The sequence below is a fragment of the Corynebacterium auriscanis genome, from assembly GCF_030408435.1.
GTDB lineage: Bacteria > Actinomycetota > Actinomycetes > Mycobacteriales > Mycobacteriaceae > Corynebacterium > Corynebacterium auriscanis.
This window is the reverse complement of the sequence record NZ_CP047046.1, coordinates 1365297-1381255: the sequence shown is the minus strand read 5'-3', so window position 1 is coordinate 1381255 and position 15959 is coordinate 1365297. Positions and strand designations below refer to the sequence as shown.

13 protein-coding genes are annotated in these 15959 nt (G+C 58.8%); 4 read left to right on the top strand and 9 right to left on the bottom strand.

Features of this window, described 5'->3' with window-relative positions; translation table 11 throughout:
• Positions 1-17 precede the first annotated feature (17 nt).
• Entirely contained in the window at positions 18-2576 is a 2559-nt protein-coding gene (locus CAURIC_RS05810) for a DEAD/DEAH box helicase (RefSeq protein WP_265914306.1), read from the bottom strand.
• A gap of 56 nt (positions 2577-2632) precedes the next feature.
• Entirely contained in the window at positions 2633-3781 is a 1149-nt protein-coding gene (locus CAURIC_RS05805) for a PAC2 family protein (protein ID WP_084588054.1), read from the bottom strand.
• A gap of 199 nt (positions 3782-3980) precedes the next feature.
• Between CAURIC_RS05805 and CAURIC_RS05800 the strand changes: the two genes are divergently transcribed.
• Entirely contained in the window at positions 3981-5357 is a 1377-nt protein-coding gene (locus CAURIC_RS05800) for a DUF4192 family protein (RefSeq protein WP_052094662.1), read from the top strand.
• A gap of 29 nt (positions 5358-5386) precedes the next feature.
• Here the strand turns inward: CAURIC_RS05800 and CAURIC_RS05795 are convergent, their stop codons facing one another.
• From CAURIC_RS05795 to CAURIC_RS05775, 5 genes are all read right to left on the bottom strand, one after another.
• On the bottom strand, positions 5387-6112 hold the full coding sequence (locus CAURIC_RS05795; RefSeq protein ID WP_265914305.1) for a metal-dependent transcriptional regulator: 726 nt from the start codon (positions 6110-6112) through the stop codon (positions 5387-5389).
• A 74-nt stretch (positions 6113-6186) separates the two neighbouring features.
• Positions 6187-7170, bottom strand: a complete 984-nt coding sequence (locus CAURIC_RS05790; protein ID WP_141739678.1) for a sigma-70 family RNA polymerase sigma factor — start codon at positions 7168-7170, stop codon at positions 6187-6189.
• A 204-nt stretch (positions 7171-7374) separates the two neighbouring features.
• On the bottom strand, positions 7375-7842 hold the full coding sequence (gene dtd / locus CAURIC_RS05785; protein ID WP_035112923.1) for a D-aminoacyl-tRNA deacylase: 468 nt from the start codon (positions 7840-7842) through the stop codon (positions 7375-7377).
• A 135-nt stretch (positions 7843-7977) separates the two neighbouring features.
• Positions 7978-9609 (bottom strand): N5-glutamine methyltransferase family protein, encoded by a 1632-nt coding sequence (locus CAURIC_RS05780; RefSeq protein WP_052094665.1) that lies wholly within the window; start codon positions 9607-9609, stop codon positions 7978-7980.
• Entirely contained in the window at positions 9606-10061 is a 456-nt protein-coding gene (locus CAURIC_RS05775) for a DUF3099 domain-containing protein (RefSeq protein ID WP_052094668.1), read from the bottom strand. Before CAURIC_RS05775 ends, CAURIC_RS05780 begins: the two co-directional genes overlap by 4 nt.
• A gap of 171 nt (positions 10062-10232) precedes the next feature.
• Here CAURIC_RS05775 and CAURIC_RS05770 point away from each other — a divergent pair, with 171 nt between their 5' ends.
• The 3 genes from CAURIC_RS05770 (at position 10233) to CAURIC_RS05760 (ending at position 12698) form a co-directional block, all read left to right on the top strand.
• Positions 10233-10475: a DUF3039 domain-containing protein gene (locus tag CAURIC_RS05770; RefSeq protein WP_035113068.1), complete on the top strand. Its 243-nt coding sequence runs from the start codon at positions 10233-10235 to the stop codon at positions 10473-10475.
• A gap of 66 nt (positions 10476-10541) precedes the next feature.
• Positions 10542-12266: a DEAD/DEAH box helicase gene (locus tag CAURIC_RS05765; RefSeq protein WP_265914303.1), complete on the top strand. Its 1725-nt coding sequence runs from the start codon at positions 10542-10544 to the stop codon at positions 12264-12266.
• A 60-nt stretch (positions 12267-12326) separates the two neighbouring features.
• Positions 12327-12698, top strand: a complete 372-nt coding sequence (locus tag CAURIC_RS05760) for a hypothetical protein (protein ID WP_070434257.1) — start codon at positions 12327-12329, stop codon at positions 12696-12698.
• A gap of 339 nt (positions 12699-13037) precedes the next feature.
• On the opposite strand, the gene CAURIC_RS05755 is transcribed toward CAURIC_RS05760, so the two are convergent.
• Positions 13038-14765, bottom strand: a complete 1728-nt coding sequence (locus tag CAURIC_RS05755; RefSeq protein ID WP_035112924.1) for an RNA polymerase sigma factor — start codon at positions 14763-14765, stop codon at positions 13038-13040.
• A gap of 240 nt (positions 14766-15005) precedes the next feature.
• Positions 15006-15770: a polyphosphate--glucose phosphotransferase gene (gene ppgK, locus CAURIC_RS05750; protein WP_035112926.1), complete on the bottom strand. Its 765-nt coding sequence runs from the start codon at positions 15768-15770 to the stop codon at positions 15006-15008.
• Between the last annotated feature and the right edge of the window lie 189 nt (positions 15771-15959).

Sequence of the window (15959 nt, the reverse complement as noted above, 5' to 3'; positions counted from 1 at the left end):
AGGCGCCTCGGCGGTGCCTAACCCGCGATGATCTCCAACTCGCGTAGACGCACTTCACCGGCCTCGTCGGTCGCATTGAGATCCACTGTTCCACGCAGCGACCAACCGTGGTCACCCTCAGGATCGTCAAAGATTTGCCTTACGAACCACAGCCCCGATTCTTCGCCCGTTCCCGGCCGGATGGAAATCAAATCGCCGGAGCGGGCATTGGCGTCCACCCCCAGATCGGCATACTCATCAAAGTAATCGTCCATCGCAGCAGGCCAGTCTGGTGGGTTGTCTAAGTAGGAATCCATCTGCTCGAGAGCCTCCTCCCGCTCGAACGCGAACAGTTCCACGTGACGGAAGAAGTGGTTGCGCACCATGCGGCGTAGGGCGCGGGGATTGGCGGACAGGAGGTTGGGATCCGTCACACCAAATGCGTGCTCTTGGACCTGTTCCTCGGTCAGTGCCGCGTTCTCATCACCCATCTGGGCCCACTCGTCGATGAGGGAAGAGTCGATTTGACGAATTAACTCACCGAGCCAATTCAAAATATCCGCGAGTTCATCAGTGCGGTACTGCTGTGGAACCGAATGCTCGAGGGTCCGCCACGCATCCGTGAGGTAACGCAACACAACCCCTTCGGCGCGGGCGAGGCCGTAGGTTGCCACGATGTCACTGAAGGTCATGGCCTTCTCAATCATGTCGCGCAGAACCGATTTGGGGCTGAGCTCGAAGTCTTTGGCCCACGGATTGCCCTCGCAGAAGGTGTCGAAGGCTGCTTCCAATTCTTCCACCAGTGGCTGTGGCCACGTGATGTCTTCCACGATGGCCATCCGGTCGGTGTAGTCCACACCTTCGGACTTCAAGGCGGCGATCTCTTCACCACGGGCCTGCTTTTGCTGAGCAAGTAAGATGGCCCGCGGATCATCTAGCACTGCCTCAAAAGTGCTGATCACATCCAAGGTGAACGTGGAAGACTCGGGATCCAGCAGTTCCAACGCCGCCAACGCGAAGGGGGACAGCGGCTGGTTGAGGGCAAAGTCGCGTTGCAGATCCTGGGTGAGCCGTGCGTCCTTACCCGAGGGTGTTTTGGCTTTGAACTCCTCCACAATGCCTGCGTTCACTAGCCCGCGGTATAGCTCAATCGTCCGCATGATTGATGCATTTTGCTTCGCGCGCGTGTCATGATTGCCGCGCAGGATGTGGCGCAGGGAACCGTAGGTCCATTCTGGGCGAGCCACAAGGTTGAGCAGCATGGAGTTAGACATGCGGAACTGGCTAACTAGCTGCTCTGGTTCCGCCACCTTGAGGCGATCAAACGTTTTCTCGCTCCACGTCGCCCGCCCCTCAGGCGCGGCTTTCTTCCGGATCTTTTTGATTTTCTTCGGATCTGAACCGGCGCGCTCCCGGGCACGGAAGTTCTCGATCTCGTGTTCCGGAGCTTGCACGACTACCGTGCCCTCAGTGTCGAAACCCGCGCGCCCGGCGCGCCCGGCAATCTGGTGAAATTCGCGGGATTTCAGGACGCGGTGGCGAATCCCGTCGTATTTCGTCAACTCCGTCATCAGCACCGTGCGAATAGGCACGTTGATGCCCACGCCCAGCGTGTCCGTTCCACAGATGACTTTGAGCAACCCTTCCTGGGACAGCTTTTCAACGAGGCGACGGTACTTCGGCAGCATTCCAGCATGGTGCACACCAATGCCTTTACGAAGCAGTTTGGACAGGGTTTTGCCAAACGTCGTAGTAAACCGGAAGTTACCAATGCCGTTGGCGACAGCATTCTTCCCCGCATCATCCAGCAGGGACATACTGGTGAGGGCTTGGGCGCGCTCAATCGCTTCACGCTGCGTGAAGTGCACCACGTAAATCGGTGCTTTACCTTCTGCGACCAGTTCGGCGATCGTCTCGTGCACGGGGGTGTAGACGTAATGGAAGTCCAAGGGGACCGGGCGGGTAGAGCCCGTTACGAGGGTACTGGTGCGTCCAGTGCGCTCAGTTAGGTCCTCTTGTAGTGGCGCGGTATCACCCAACGTCGCGCTCATCAATAAAAACTGGGCTTGGGGCAGTTCCAACAGGGGAACTTGCCACGCCCAACCGCGGTCGGGCTCGCTGTAGTAGTGGAACTCATCCATCACTACTTGATCGATGTGCGCATTCTTACCTTCGCGCAGCGCGATATTGGCCACGATTTCGGCGGTGGCGCAGATGATCGGCGCTTTGCCGTTGACTGTAGCATCACCGGTCATCATGCCCACGTTTTCGGGTCCGAAGGTTTGGCAGAGGTCGAAGAACTTTTCGCTTACGAGAGCTTTGATCGGAGCCGTGTAGAAACTCCGCTGGCCCCGAGCCATTGCGATGAAGTGCGCGGCGATAGCCACCATCGATTTGCCGGAACCCGTGGGGGTAGCGAGGATGACGTTGTCCTCCGCGACCAGCGCCGTCGCGGCCTCTTCCTGCGCGGGGTACAGCGTGATCCCGCGGTCCCTTGTCCACCCCAGAAAGGACGCGAGAATCGCATCATCGACCAGGCTTTCGGGAACTTCATCGAGGTCGGGCAAAAGCCTAGCGAGATCAGATGCAATGGACACAGGGGCTTCAAGCTTCCTTTGGTTTGGGTGTTCACGGCACGCCACGGGCCATCCGGCTAGGCGTTGCCGTCCTCACCGTCGTCTTCTTCACGGCTATCGCGGCCTTCTTCCGGTTGTTCCCCAGCGCCCTTGTGGGGGTCGACGCCACGCTGTTCAGGGGCGTCGGATGAACCATCCGTCTCGCCGCGTGCGACATTGGCCAAGAAGGCCTCCAGCTCAGCGCCGATTTCGTCACCGGTAGGCATTGTTTGGCCAGGTTGCAGCAGGGTATTTTCCTTGCGTCGACGAATCCGCTCCGCGTTTGCGTCGTACTGCTGCTCAAGAGCCTGTACTACGGTCCCGATCTCGGCGGATTCCTCCACTTGTTCGGTCAGCTGGGATTGCACGCGCGCAATGTCACTTTCCAACGCTGTCAGCGGGAGCTTGCGCCCCGTGACTTTACTTACTGCTTCTAGCAGGTTGTGCGTGGCTTCGGGGTAGTCACTGGCAGCGATGTAGTGGGGCACATGCGCGGTGAATCCAATGGTTTCAAAGCCGTGGCGGGACAGCTTGAGCTCCGTGTCGAGAGCCGCGGCCCCAGGCAAGATCATGCGGGAATCCCAGGTGTGGTAATCCGCAGTTAACTGGTAATTAGTGGAGTGGGCGGAGATCACGAGAGGACGGGTGTGTGGAACGGTCATGGGTGCCGCGTACAGCGTAACCACCCTGTCAACGTTGAATTTGCGCGCCAGTTCCAGCACCGCATCAGAAAATGCACCCCACTTCAGATCCGGTTCCGGACCGCTGAGAAGCAAGAACTTCTGCCCCTCGGTGTCTGTCACCACGTCGAGTGTCAGCGCTAGTTCCTCACGGTCAACGACCCGGGAGTGATCCATGGTCACCCCTGGGCGACGAGAGCGGTAATCCACTAGGTCATCCACGCGGAACTTTGCCAGCGGCTGGCTATCTAGTGCCTGCAGCAGGTGGGTGCCTGCATTATGCACCGCCTGGCCGGCGTCCGCATATCCCTGCAGGGCGATCATCAGCGGCAAAGTGGCCGTGGTGTCGGTGGCCTCGTGATCAACCTGAGGACGTTCTGTGGGGTTGGAAAGCGAGGTGTTGAGCTGCGATTCGAGCTGAGGAGTGGGACCCCCTAAAGGATTTGGGTACGCCAAATCGTAGAGCTCTCGCCGCTGGCCATCAGATTGCGGAAAATTCTCGGGCATCGTGCAGCACTCCCTTCACACGCGATACCTTTGCTACAGCCTACCAAGGTGGTTAGAGCTGCGGATTCATGACCTGCACAATGGCAGAAGAAAAATTCTTATCCACATCCCCGCTGTTATCCACAGGGTGCAGGGTGGATGCCGTGATTCTTCTGTTGTGTGCCGGAGTTAGGTCCACGACCTCACCGACAATGCTGGCATGACTTCATTCAAAGATTTTGCAGACATACTCAACAACCGACTGGAGCGTGAAGGTATTCCCGCTGGCCAATTAGATGACTCTTCCGGGTCGTCCGCACACTCGCGGACGGTCAACTTGGGTTCGGATCCGGGTGCTTTGTTGGCATCTCTCCCGGCGCTCTTAGGCTTCGTTCCAACCCAGTCTCTGGTGGTGGTGGGTTTGGTACCCACAATGGCAGGTGAGCCGGCGCGGATGACAGTGGGGCCCGTGGTCCGCGTGGATTTTGATAAAGGGGCGGTTCGCGAAGGCGTGCAGACGCTGATCGAGGCCATGCAATCTGACGATGGTATTGAGCTGGAAGCGTGCGAAGCCATCTTGATCGGCATTGGCTCTCCTGGGAAGAAGCGCAGTCGAGCGATGGCACAGGCACGCGGAATCCTGGAGGAACACTACCTCACGATCAACGGCCATTTCCTTGTGAAACAACTTGCGACCGGGGCGATTTGGCGCGAGAGCAACACAAACACCAGTGGCCATGTGGGCAGCATTGATGATAATCCGCTGCAGAACATCGCCACCCTGGCTGGAGCCTTGCGTTTGAACAATCGCGATGAAATGGAACATTGGTTGGATCAGCGAGAAGATCCCCTGGACCTCTTGGCGCAGCGATGCGTGCTCGGGTGTCAATTAGAAGAGGCTGAGGAGTGCAGAGCGGAAAGCCACGGGTTGTGTTCGCAGGGCCCTGGCGATGTGGGCGACGTGGTGAGGCTCTACGAGACGATTGCGGCAGTGAAAGAAGGAAAGCGCTCTGTGGAGGATGCGTGCGACGACGTTGATGTGCTTACCCGCGTGACATATCTGGCGCTTAGCGAAGTCCTACACACCACCATCATTGTGGCGGGCGCAGGTGTTAACGCACCCATCGTGCGGGAAATACTCGCCGCCGCTGCGCGGCGCACGGAGGCCACACCGCGCTGGCGTTTGATGGCGCTTCTGGCCGTGGTTTTGGGCGGAAATGACGAGGGCACCGTTGCTTTTTCCACGTTATTGCGCACGATGAACGAACTGGACACGGTGTGCGAGGACGATGCCGTCACGGTGGGCCTTACCATCAGCGCGATTGGTGCTCACCATCGGGGAAAAACCCGTGACCTGCTCCGCCTAGCTTTGGAACGCGGAACTCACGTGCTCGCCGCGTGTCACGATGAGCTGACCCTAGCGGTGGATCTGGGCGCCAGTGTGGATGAATTCCTATCTGATTTCGACGCCTGCCTAGATATCCTCGACATCGAATTCCTGAAGGGAGCCGGGGCGTTCGACGGACATGGTGGGAACAACAACGACCTGCGCCCCGAACAACGTCGGGGCGCAGGATATGAGCAACCGGGTAGTTGAGCTAGCCGAGATCGGCGGAAAGCGGCCGATCAATCCAGTGGCTGCACCCGCAAAGCGTGGCTAATATCTTCCGGAATCGTGAGGCTGCCTTGGGCGTTGGTGACCGTAAGGTTGCCGTCCTCTGCGGACTGCAAGGTCACTTCGCTGCCTAACGACATGTTGAGTGCTGCCATCTTGGCCATGATTTTGTGCTCGACTTGGACGATTTCGTTGACGGCCAAGATGATCACGCGGATTTCTTTGCCGGTATCGATATCAGAAGCTCGAACGGATTCTCGCTCCCGTAGTGCTTTCACACTGTTGTTGAGTTGGTCCAGGCGATCATCTTCGGTATCGGGGACGAGAGCTTGAAGTCCTGGAATGGGGTTACCGAAAGGAGAGGTGGTGTATTCGGTCAGAACCTCTACGAGGCGCTGTTCCACCTCGTCACCCATGACGTGTTCCCAGCGGCAGGCTTCATCGTGGACCTTCTCCCACGGTAGCCCGATTACGTCCGTGAGCAGGCGTTCTGCCAGACGGTGTTTACGCATGACGGCAGTGGCAAGCTCGCGACCCTCAGCGGAGAGCTTCAAACTGCGATCCCGTGCGATGCTGAGCAGACCGTCGCGCTCCATACGCGCAACAGTTTGGCTCACTGTTGGCCCAGACTGGGCCAGACGCTCTGCGATGCGCGCGCGCAGTGGGGGAATGCCTTCTTCCTCCAATTCATAAATCGTGCGCAGATACATCTCAGTGGTATCAACCAAATCTCGCACTAGCGATATACCTTTCCGAGTCTTCGAAGAGAGGGGGAGTTAACCTACCTATTTAAGATACACAAACACTTGCTCTAGATAGCGTACTCGCGGAGCTTGGCAGCGCGATGCCCCTCGCGCAGCTTGGCCATAACCTCGCGCTCGATCTGGCGCACACGCTCGCGGGAAAGACCGAAGCGACGGCCAATCTGATCCAAGGTGCGAGGCATGCCGTCATCCAAGCCGTAGCGCAGTTTAATGACGTCCTGCTCGCGTTCCTCCAACGTGCCAAGCACGGCGCGGACGTCCGAGTGGCGGAGCGATGCAACAACCGCCGCCTCGGCATCTGTGGCATCGGAATCCTCGATGAAGTCACCCAGCGGCGCCTCTTCATCGGAACCCACCGGCATGTCCAAGCTCACTGGGTCGCGGGATTGTTTCAACAGCAGCTCAATCTTGGATTCCTCAATGCCCGATTCCTCCGATAGCTCCTCATTGGTGGCTTCGCGACCTAGGTGCTGGTACATCTCCCGCTTAATGCGAGAGAGTTTGTTGACCTGCTCCACCAGGTGTACCGGCAGGCGGATCGTACGGGACTGATCTGCCATACCGCGGGTAATGGCCTGACGGATCCACCACGTGGCGTAGGTAGAGAACTTAAAGCCCTTGGTGTAATCGAACTTCTCCATCGCGCGGATCAGTCCGAGGTTGCCTTCCTGGATGAGATCCAGCAGTGGCATTCCACGGCCCGTGTAGCGCTTCGCTAAGGACACAACGAGGCGTAGGTTGGCTTCTAGGAGGTGGCTGCGGGCAGCCTTACCCTCACGGGCCAGGATCTTCAGGTCACGCTTGCGGGCACGGGTGAGGTCCTTCGTGTTCTTTAAAAGGTGCTCTGCATACAGTCCGACCTCAATGCGCTGAGACAGCTCCACCTCGTCTTCTGCAGTCAGCAGAGCAGTCTTGCCGATGCCGTTGAGGTAGACGCGCACTAAATCGGCAGAGGGGTTTTCGTTATTTCCCCGACGGCGACCCTTATCCTCGGATCGTTCGTTGTCGCGATCGTCGGCTTCGCCCGCCATGTCGTCATACATGGAGTTGCTCATTACGCTGATCTCCTCCTGGAGAAGCTCGGTGAAAAGAAGACATTGACTTCGTTAAGTCTCTAATATTTCGTTAGTTTCTACATCGTCAACGGACAAGCGGTGCGAATTGTTCCGATTTAGGTTAAACCTTGCGCCCAGATGCACCCCCTTATGGGGTATGTCGGCCGTGACCAGCAATTTTTAAGTCTCTACGAGAACGGTAAACGGGCCCTGGTTCACGGATTGCACCGCCATATTCGCCCCAAACTGACCCGTGGCTACGCAGATGCCTCGCCGGCGGAGTTCGGCCACTATCTTCTCGATAATGGGTTCGGCCTCCGGGCCCGGGGCGGCATCGGACCATGACGGTCGTCGCCCTTTGGCGGTTCGCCCCATAAGAGTGAACTGGCTGACGACCAACACGGTGCCGCCGATTTCTTCCACCGAGGTGTCCCGGGATCCCTCCCAGTGATCGGTTGCTGTCTGCGCGGGATCGCCGGGAAACAAGCGCAATTCCGCTATCTTCCGCGCCATCGTCTCCCAGCTGTCCGGAGCATCGTCTCGACCCGCACCGATCAGCGCCAACAGCGCGGGACCTGTGACCTCCGCGATTGTTTGGCCGTCCACTGTGACACTCGCTTCGCTCACCGTTGAGATTATTGCCTTCATCTGTCCTTTTTCCTTTTCGCTCTAGTCACGCTGGTTCCTGATCAGCTCTAGCTACGCTGGTTCCTGATCAGCACTAGTCACGCTGGTTCCACATAAATTCTGGGTCCCCGTCCCTTAGCCACGCACGCCGGTGCGCTATGCACTCTCCGTCGCCGGCAGCAAGAACCCGTGCCTGATCAGGTCGGTGATGATGGGCATGAGGGCGTCGGTAAATGCTGCTTCGTCCAACCCGTGCACGGCGCAGTATAGTCCGGCAACATCTCGCAACTTCAGGCCTTGGGGGTTTAATCCGCTGATCACGGCGCGGACGTGCTCATCGATCTCGTGCGACCACGCAGGCCCCTCTGTCCGGCTCAGTCGCAACGCGTATGGGGTAAAGCCTTGGCCTTGTTCCACATCAGCCACTTCGATGTGCTCCACAGCGACCCCGGGGCGTATGGCGAACGTGGAATCCAGCAAATCCTCGCGATCCGTTGCGGCCAGCCACTGCATACGGGCAAACCACTCGTGGACCTCGTAGCCTAAAAACGTGCCCGGCGGCAGAGGTTGGTCCAGGACCTCAAAGGTCATATCCGACGGCTCGGAATCTGCAATCCGTTCTAGGTGTACGTAACCCATTCCGATGCGTTCCACTTTGTGGGCGCCCAGGTAGTCCAGCCATTCATTCACACGCGCGCGACCTTCGCTGCTTCGGGTATCGACTTCCTCATCGGCCAGCCACGTGGTCACATAGTCTGCTACGCTCACCAGTTCCCGTTGCACTACCCATGCGCGCACACCGTGGGTGGGTAACCACGCGGATACTCGCTGGGCAGCAGATTCCCCGTCCGCTAGCGCCCATCCCGTCAACAGGTGCGCCCGGCCTCCGACCCGCAAGTATTCGGGCGCCTGACCAACCACCAGCGCACTGGCGCCGTCTAATTCCAAACCGGACTCGCGGTACGTCTTCGCCTGATCGCGGTGCGGCGGGGCCATGACGAACGGCGGATTGCTGACAATCACGTCGAATTCGCGCCCATGTACCGGTTCAAACCAATTGCCACACAGCCATTCCACCTGCGGATCGGTAGTTGCGCTGTCGCCACTTTTATTCTCGACGCCCCGCTCTGCCACCTCTCGCCCCGCTCTGGCAAAGGCGAGCGCTCTGCTGGAAATATCCGTGCCGGTCACCCGAAGGTGCGGATAGTTGGCTGCGAGGACTGTAGATAACACACCTGATCCACACCCTAGGTCAAGGACATCCGTCACTGACCCGTGAGATTCTGAATCGGGATCTGGAGTCTGTGGCGGTATGACGTTCAGCAGGGACATGCTGGCGTTTCCCGCCCCTGGAACATGGTCACTGGTTCCCGTCTGTACCTCGGCGGCAGCATCGGGGTCGCTGACCACGAGAACCTCGGTTGTGCCGTGGGACGCGACAACGACCGGCCGGATATCCACCTGCAGACGGCCGTGGGCAATCACGCCGGCGGCCAATGCATCTGCGGTTATACCTGGGCCCAGCACCAATTCCCATTGGGAACGGTCCAGTGGTTCGCGCAGGTAACAGCCCAAAATGAGGTTTCGTTCGCTGTTTCGTTCCCCGTTTTCCATGCGCTGTGCATACCATTTGGCGGCAGCGTAATTATGGCCGTGGGCGGCGGCCAGGCCTCGCTCCCCGAGGACTTGGGAGACAAGCTGCGAGTCATAACCCAATTGCTGGACGTGATCGACAACTCGGTTGAGGGTTTCGAAGAAGTGGTTGTCGTTGGACATGGAGTGGGTCACTCGTCATCCTCCACAGTGATGATTTCCTTGCCGGGATTGGATGCGCTCTCAGAAGACTCCAGGACATGCTGGGGATCCGCTGCTGAGCGCACCCCTCGGTTGGCCTCCAGTGCTTGGCGGTTGGCACGCACAACGGCGGGCTTGTAGATTTTCCGTTCTTGCTTATCTACTTCGCCAGTTTCATTGGCCAGCAAGACAGCTGCCCAGGGGAGAGGCAGCGAAATTAAGGCGATGGCCACCGCTAGAGCCACATTGTTGGTAAGCCACATGGCAATGCCTGCGCCTGCCAAAACCGGCAAGCGCAGCAGCTGCAAAGTCGCATATACCCGGCGCCTATGGTGCCACCCTTCCAAGCGGGAGCGTTTGGCGTCGGTAATAAGGGTGGCAGTAGACTTGCCGCGCCGAGTAAAGCGAGGCACCGAAGCTGCACTGCGTTTGTTCTGAGCTGCCATGCAAACAACGCTAGTCCTTCAGTGGCCAGTGCATGCGTTGAGGGGCAGAGCGGGTGCGACTGGTCCCAACCTCGGGCTGCTACTGGGGCAGGGAGGGAGATCCAACACAGCCGCGTGCGCTCTTCATCCCTAGTTGGAAAATGGGTGCGTTCAGGGGCACAATGGGTCATTGTGAGTAACCCAAGTACAACCACCATTGAGCGCCCCGATGTGCGCACCGAGCAAACGACAGACGACGATACCCCGAAGTTTTTCCACTACGTGAAGAAGAACGAGATTATTGAGTCTGCCGTGGCTGGAAAGGTCGTTGTGGCACTGTGCGGGGAAACCTTTCCGGTACGCAAACAGGCGAAGCCCGGCAGCCCAGTGTGCCCGGATTGTGAGCAGATTTATCAATCTCTGCGCAAGCGCTAGAGGCCTGAGCGCCGGCGGTACCCGAGTGCTGCACGATTAACGACCACAAACGACGAGAAAGAAGCGATGAAACACCTCCGCGCCTGGCAGCAGGAGGCACTCGATAAATACATCGCTGAACAACCTAAAGATTTTCTAGCAGTAGCTACCCCAGGGGCGGGAAAGACAACCTTCGCGTTGACCTTGGCTCGGCTATTGCTGGAAACCCGTGTGGTTCAGCGACTTGTAATCGTGGTGCCGACCGAACACCTCAAGGTCCAGTGGTCTCACTCTGCCGCGGCACAGGGAATCGCGATCGACGCTAATTTCACGAATTCTTCACCATTCAATAGGTCCTACCAGGGAGTTGCCGTCACGTACGCCCAGGTGGGAATGAAACCCACCAAGCACTACCAAGTCGCAACCGCCCAAAAGACGCTGGTGATCTTGGATGAGATCCACCATGCAGGTGATGCTAAAAGCTGGGGCGATGGGGTGCGCTTGGCGTACGCCCATGCGGAACGGCGCTTGGCTTTGACCGGTACCCCATTCCGTTCGGACGACGCGCAGATTCCTTTTGTGCGCTACGAATCCGTGGATGGAGCAGAAGGTGCGCTGCAGTCCAGCGCCGATTACACCTACGGGTATGCGGAGGCCCTCAAAGACAAGGTCGTGCGCCCCGTTGTGTTCCTGGCGTACTCCGGCCAAGCCCGCTGGCGCAATAGTGCGGGCGAGGAGTTCGAGGCCCGACTGGGCGAGATCCTCAATCAGGAACAAACCGCGCGGGCATGGAAAACGGCCCTGGATCCCCGCGGTGATTGGATCCCGGCCGTCCTGCAAGCTGCACACACACGTTTATTGCAGTTGCGCCAACACACCCCCGATGCCGGCGGCCTGGTGATCGCCACGGATAAAACCACGGCGCGCGCGTACGCCAAGATCCTCGGGACCATTAGCTCTACCCCCGTGACCGTGGTGCTCTCCGACGAAGCGGGGGCCTCGGATCGTATTAAAGAGTTTTCGGACTCCATGGACGAGTGGATGGTCGCGGTCCGCATGGTTTCCGAGGGCGTGGACGTGCCCCGCCTGGCGGTGGGCGTGTACGCCACAAGTTCATCCACCCCATTGTTCTTCGCACAGGCCATCGGTCGTTTCGTGCGTAGCCGCCGCCCCGGCGAGTCCGCCTCCGTTTTCCTCCCGAGTGTCCCGGTGCTGCTGGACTTGGCGTCGAAAATGGAACGGCAGCGTAACCACGTGCTGGGTAAGCCAGACCGCCCCGACGAGGGATGGGATGACCAGGCCTTACAGGATGCAAACCAGGAAAAGAATGAACCTGGCGATGAGCGCGGGTACGAATCTGTCGGCGCCGAAGCCGAGTTGGACAGCTTGATTTACGACGGCTCCACCTACGGCACCTCCACCGTGGCGGGTTCCGAGGAAGAACAGGCCTACCTGGGCCTTCCCGGTCTGTTGGACGCCGATCAGATGCGCACGTTGCTCAAACAGCGCCAGGCCGACCAAGTGGAGGCACGGGCCAAGCAGCGAGAAGAGGAAGAACGGCGCCGCAAAGAAGCGATAGCCAATGCCCCCGAAGGGTCGGGAGCCAACCTGCACAGCCAGCGCGTAGCCAGCGAGGAACTGCCGGCCCTGCGTAAGGAACTCAACGCCCTGGTGGCGATGAAGTCCGCCCGCACGGGCAAACCGCACGGGCAAATACACAACGATGCCCGCAAAAATTGCGGGGGACCACCTACCGCGCTGTGTACAGCGCAGCAACTGCGAGATAGAATTGCATATTTGCGGGACTGGTGAGGAATCCCACCGCACCTTATTTAGAGCATCTTTAATGCGTCAAGGAGAAGCGAAGGCACAATGGCAGCGCGTGACTATTCCGACCTCAGCGAAAACAATGCCAAGGAGATTAAGCGCCGCAAGGTGCAGCAGCAGAAGGTCACCGGTCTTTCCATCGCTGCATTGGTCGTCGGCATCCTGTCGATTCCCGCGGCCATGATGCCGGTTATTGGTATCGTCGCGGCCGTTGTCGCCTTGGCGGTGGCTCTGATCGCCCTGTTCGTGGCCATTCGTGGTAACCAGCAGAAAGTCTATGCCGCCATCGGGGTGTTACTGGCCATCATTGCTGTGTGCACCAGCATCGTCATCACCAATTTTTCTAGCGAGGCCGCCCGGAAGTGTGAGGAAGAAGGTCACGCATCCCACGAGTTGTGCCAGAGGCTGAACAGCTAGGGAAGGTTCTTGCCGTGGGGTGTGCCGCAACCCTCGCGCGTGATCAGCGGCGCTCCTGCCGCGTCGTGGACCTGTCCGGTAAGTAAACGTTCGGCCAGATGGTAGAAATCCTCCGGGGTTCCGGGGGCCTTGAGGGACACGGAAAACGTGTGAAAACGGCGGAATGGGTTCAATCTCGGCCCAGTAGGAACGCGCTCGAGATGGCGGGTGGCGTCGACCAAAAAAGAAGGGTAAGTCAGATCCCGGCGAGACGCAGCCGAAAATGGGGTGTACCTAGGCGAGAGCGCCGTCCTGCGGCAGCCGAAGAGCTGGCGAAACGGCGCTAGGAGGGCCACTCTGCTAGTCCAAGTAATCGCGGAGGACCTGGGACCGGGATGGGTGGCGCAGCTTGGACATCGTCTTCGATTCGATCTGGCGGATGCGCTCGCGGGTCACGCCGTAAACTTGGCCGATTTCGTCTAAAGTGCGCGGCATGCCGTCGGTGAGGCCGAACCGTAGTTTGACCACCCCAGCTTCGCGCTCCGACAGCGTGTGCAGCACATCCTGCAGTTGATCCTGCAGCAGGGTGAAGGAGACAGCATCCACTGCCACCACGGCCTCGGAATCCTCGATAAAATCGCCTAGCTGGCTATCGCCCTCGTCGCCGATGGTTTGGTCGAGGGAAATCGGCTCGCGGGCGTACTGCTGGATCTCCAGCACCTTATCGACGGTGATGTCCATCTCGCGAGCGAGTTCCTCGGGGGAAGGTTCGCGACCGAGGTCCTGCAGCAGCTCACGCTGAATACGGCCGAGCTTGTTGATGACCTCCACCATGTGGACCGGAATGCGAATGGTACGGGCTTGGTCGGCCATTGCGCGGGTAATCGCCTGGCGAATCCACCACGTGGCGTAAGTGGAGAACTTGTAGCCCTTGACATAGTCGAACTTCTCCACCGCACGGATTAGGCCCAAGTTGCCTTCCTGGATGAGGTCTAGGAAGGCCATGCCACGGCCGGTATAACGCTTGGCCAAGGAAACCACCAGGCGAAGGTTCGCCTCCAGCAAGTGGTTCTTGGCTCGGCGGCCGTCGCGCTCAATCTCGCGCAGGTCGCGACGGTGCATGGGGGAGAGCTTCTCGCCCGATTCCTTAATCTCCTGCAGGCGGTACCCGGCGTAGAGGCCCGCCTCGATGCGTTTGGCTAGGCTGACCTCTTGTTCTGCATTCAACAAGGCAACCTTGCCGATTTGCTTGAGGTACGCACGCACGGAGTCCGCCGAAGCTGTGAGCTCGGCATCCTTGCGGGCCTGGCGCAGCGCCGCGGATTCATCCTCGTCCCAGACGAAGCTACCGTCTTTTTCGTCGTCGGCGCTGCCGTCCTTGGCGGAATCTTCGCCTTCTTCGTCCTCTTCGCCTTCCTCAAGATCCTCGTCGAGATCGTCGACGAGGTCATCCTCGAGGTCATCTTCTAAGTCGTCGTCCAGATCCTCGTCGAACTCGTCGTCAAGTTCACGATCCAAGTCGGGATCTACATCATCCGGTTTGATGTCTGCGGTATCCACACCCGGGGTGCCAGCGGTGCCGGCAGCGGTCAACGTGGCATCCAGATCTCCTGCATCCAGCTGCTGCGCGCTGTCTTGTGCCTGAGCTGCCTTGGAAGTGGCCTTCGCTGCGGTCTTCTTGGTAGCTGCCTTCTTTGCAGCCGTGCGGGCGGTTGTCTTCTTTGCCGTTTTCTTCGCGGTGGTCTTCTTGGCCGTTTTCTTCGGAGCCGTTTTTTTCGCCGTGGCCTTCTTGACCGCCGTCTTTTTTGCAACGGTTTGCTTTGCGGTTGTGTCAGGCGTGGTCGTATCCGTAGCCACGGCGGCTGCAGTGCTGGCGCTGGCCTCGGCTGCCACAGTGGCCGCTGTAGTCTTGCGCGCTGCGGTGGCCTTCTTTGCGGTTGCTGCCTTCTTGGCGGTAGCGGACTTCTTGGCTACCTTGCGAGTGCTTTTTGCAGCAGCGGACTTTTTGGCTACCTTGCGCACTGCTGCGTTCTCGGATCCTTCGTTGGATTCGGCCGAGTTATTCGCTACCACAAAAAGCCCTTTCATTTGCGTGCATTATTACTGCAGCTACTGTTTTCATTCGTCGCCACTGTACCGCGACAAAAGTGCTGCTCGCGTTAATGAAATGCGTGTGTATCGCATTCCTCGGGTCGTAGTTCCCGACAATCGACCCCCAATTATAACTGAAACCGCGATTGTCAAGGGGGTAGGGGTGTTACCCCCGCTGTTGTTTGGGCGGTGGTAGTTTCTACCAGCAAATAGATTTCATCTGCCTCGCGTGCACGGCTAGGGGCGGAAGCCGTCTCGCACAGCCATCGCCGCACCCACAATGCCAGCTTGGTTTCGTAACTGTGCGGGAACAACCTTTTGCTCAACGGTCAGGCGCGGAACCCATTTATCGGCCTTACGGGAAATTCCGCCGCCAACCACGAAAGTCTGCGGGCTGAACAGTTTGCCGTACAGGTGCATAACCTGATCAACGCGCTTAGCCCACTCCTTGAAGGGGAGGTCTTCTTTTTCCTTCACTGCAGAGCTGGCCCACTTCTCGCAGGTCGTGTTCTCAAAAGGTAGGTGCCCAAGTTCCGAGTTTGGGTAGAGGTTGCCATCCATCAACAGGGCAGAGCCGATACCCGTACCAAAGGTCAGCAACATGACGGCACCACTGCGAGCGGCTTCATCGCCGTAGGCAACTTCGGCCAGGCCCGCGGCATCGGCGTCATTAAGCACCGCAATCTCGCGATCACCCAAGTGCCGATGGAAGAGTTCCTGGCAATCCGTCCCAATCCAATCACCGCCAATATTCGCTGCGCTGCGCGTGAATTGATTTTTAACTACAGCTGGCACAGTAATTCCCACTGGGCCATCCCAAGCAGCTTCCTGCATGAGCTGGAGAACAACCTCGGCCACCGCATCTGGTTCTGCAGGCTGGGGCGTGGCGATCTTTAACCTCTCGGTAACGAATTCACCGGTCTTGAGGTCAACGATTGCGGCCTTTACGCCCGAGCCTCCGATGTCTACGCCAAAGCTCAAATCTGGGTTCTGCTCAGTCATGGGTACAGATGATAGCGGGTTTAACCCCCGTCGTCCGCGCGCGGATGCTCCCCGTGGTTTGCTGGTGGCATGGTTTCACAGAATTCGGTGCCTTCGGTTCCTTCAACCCATATCTACTTGACGCCCCGCGCTACCCGCTCACTCGATTCCCTTGGGGTCAAGTCGCAGCGTGGGGGAGGGGATGGGTAT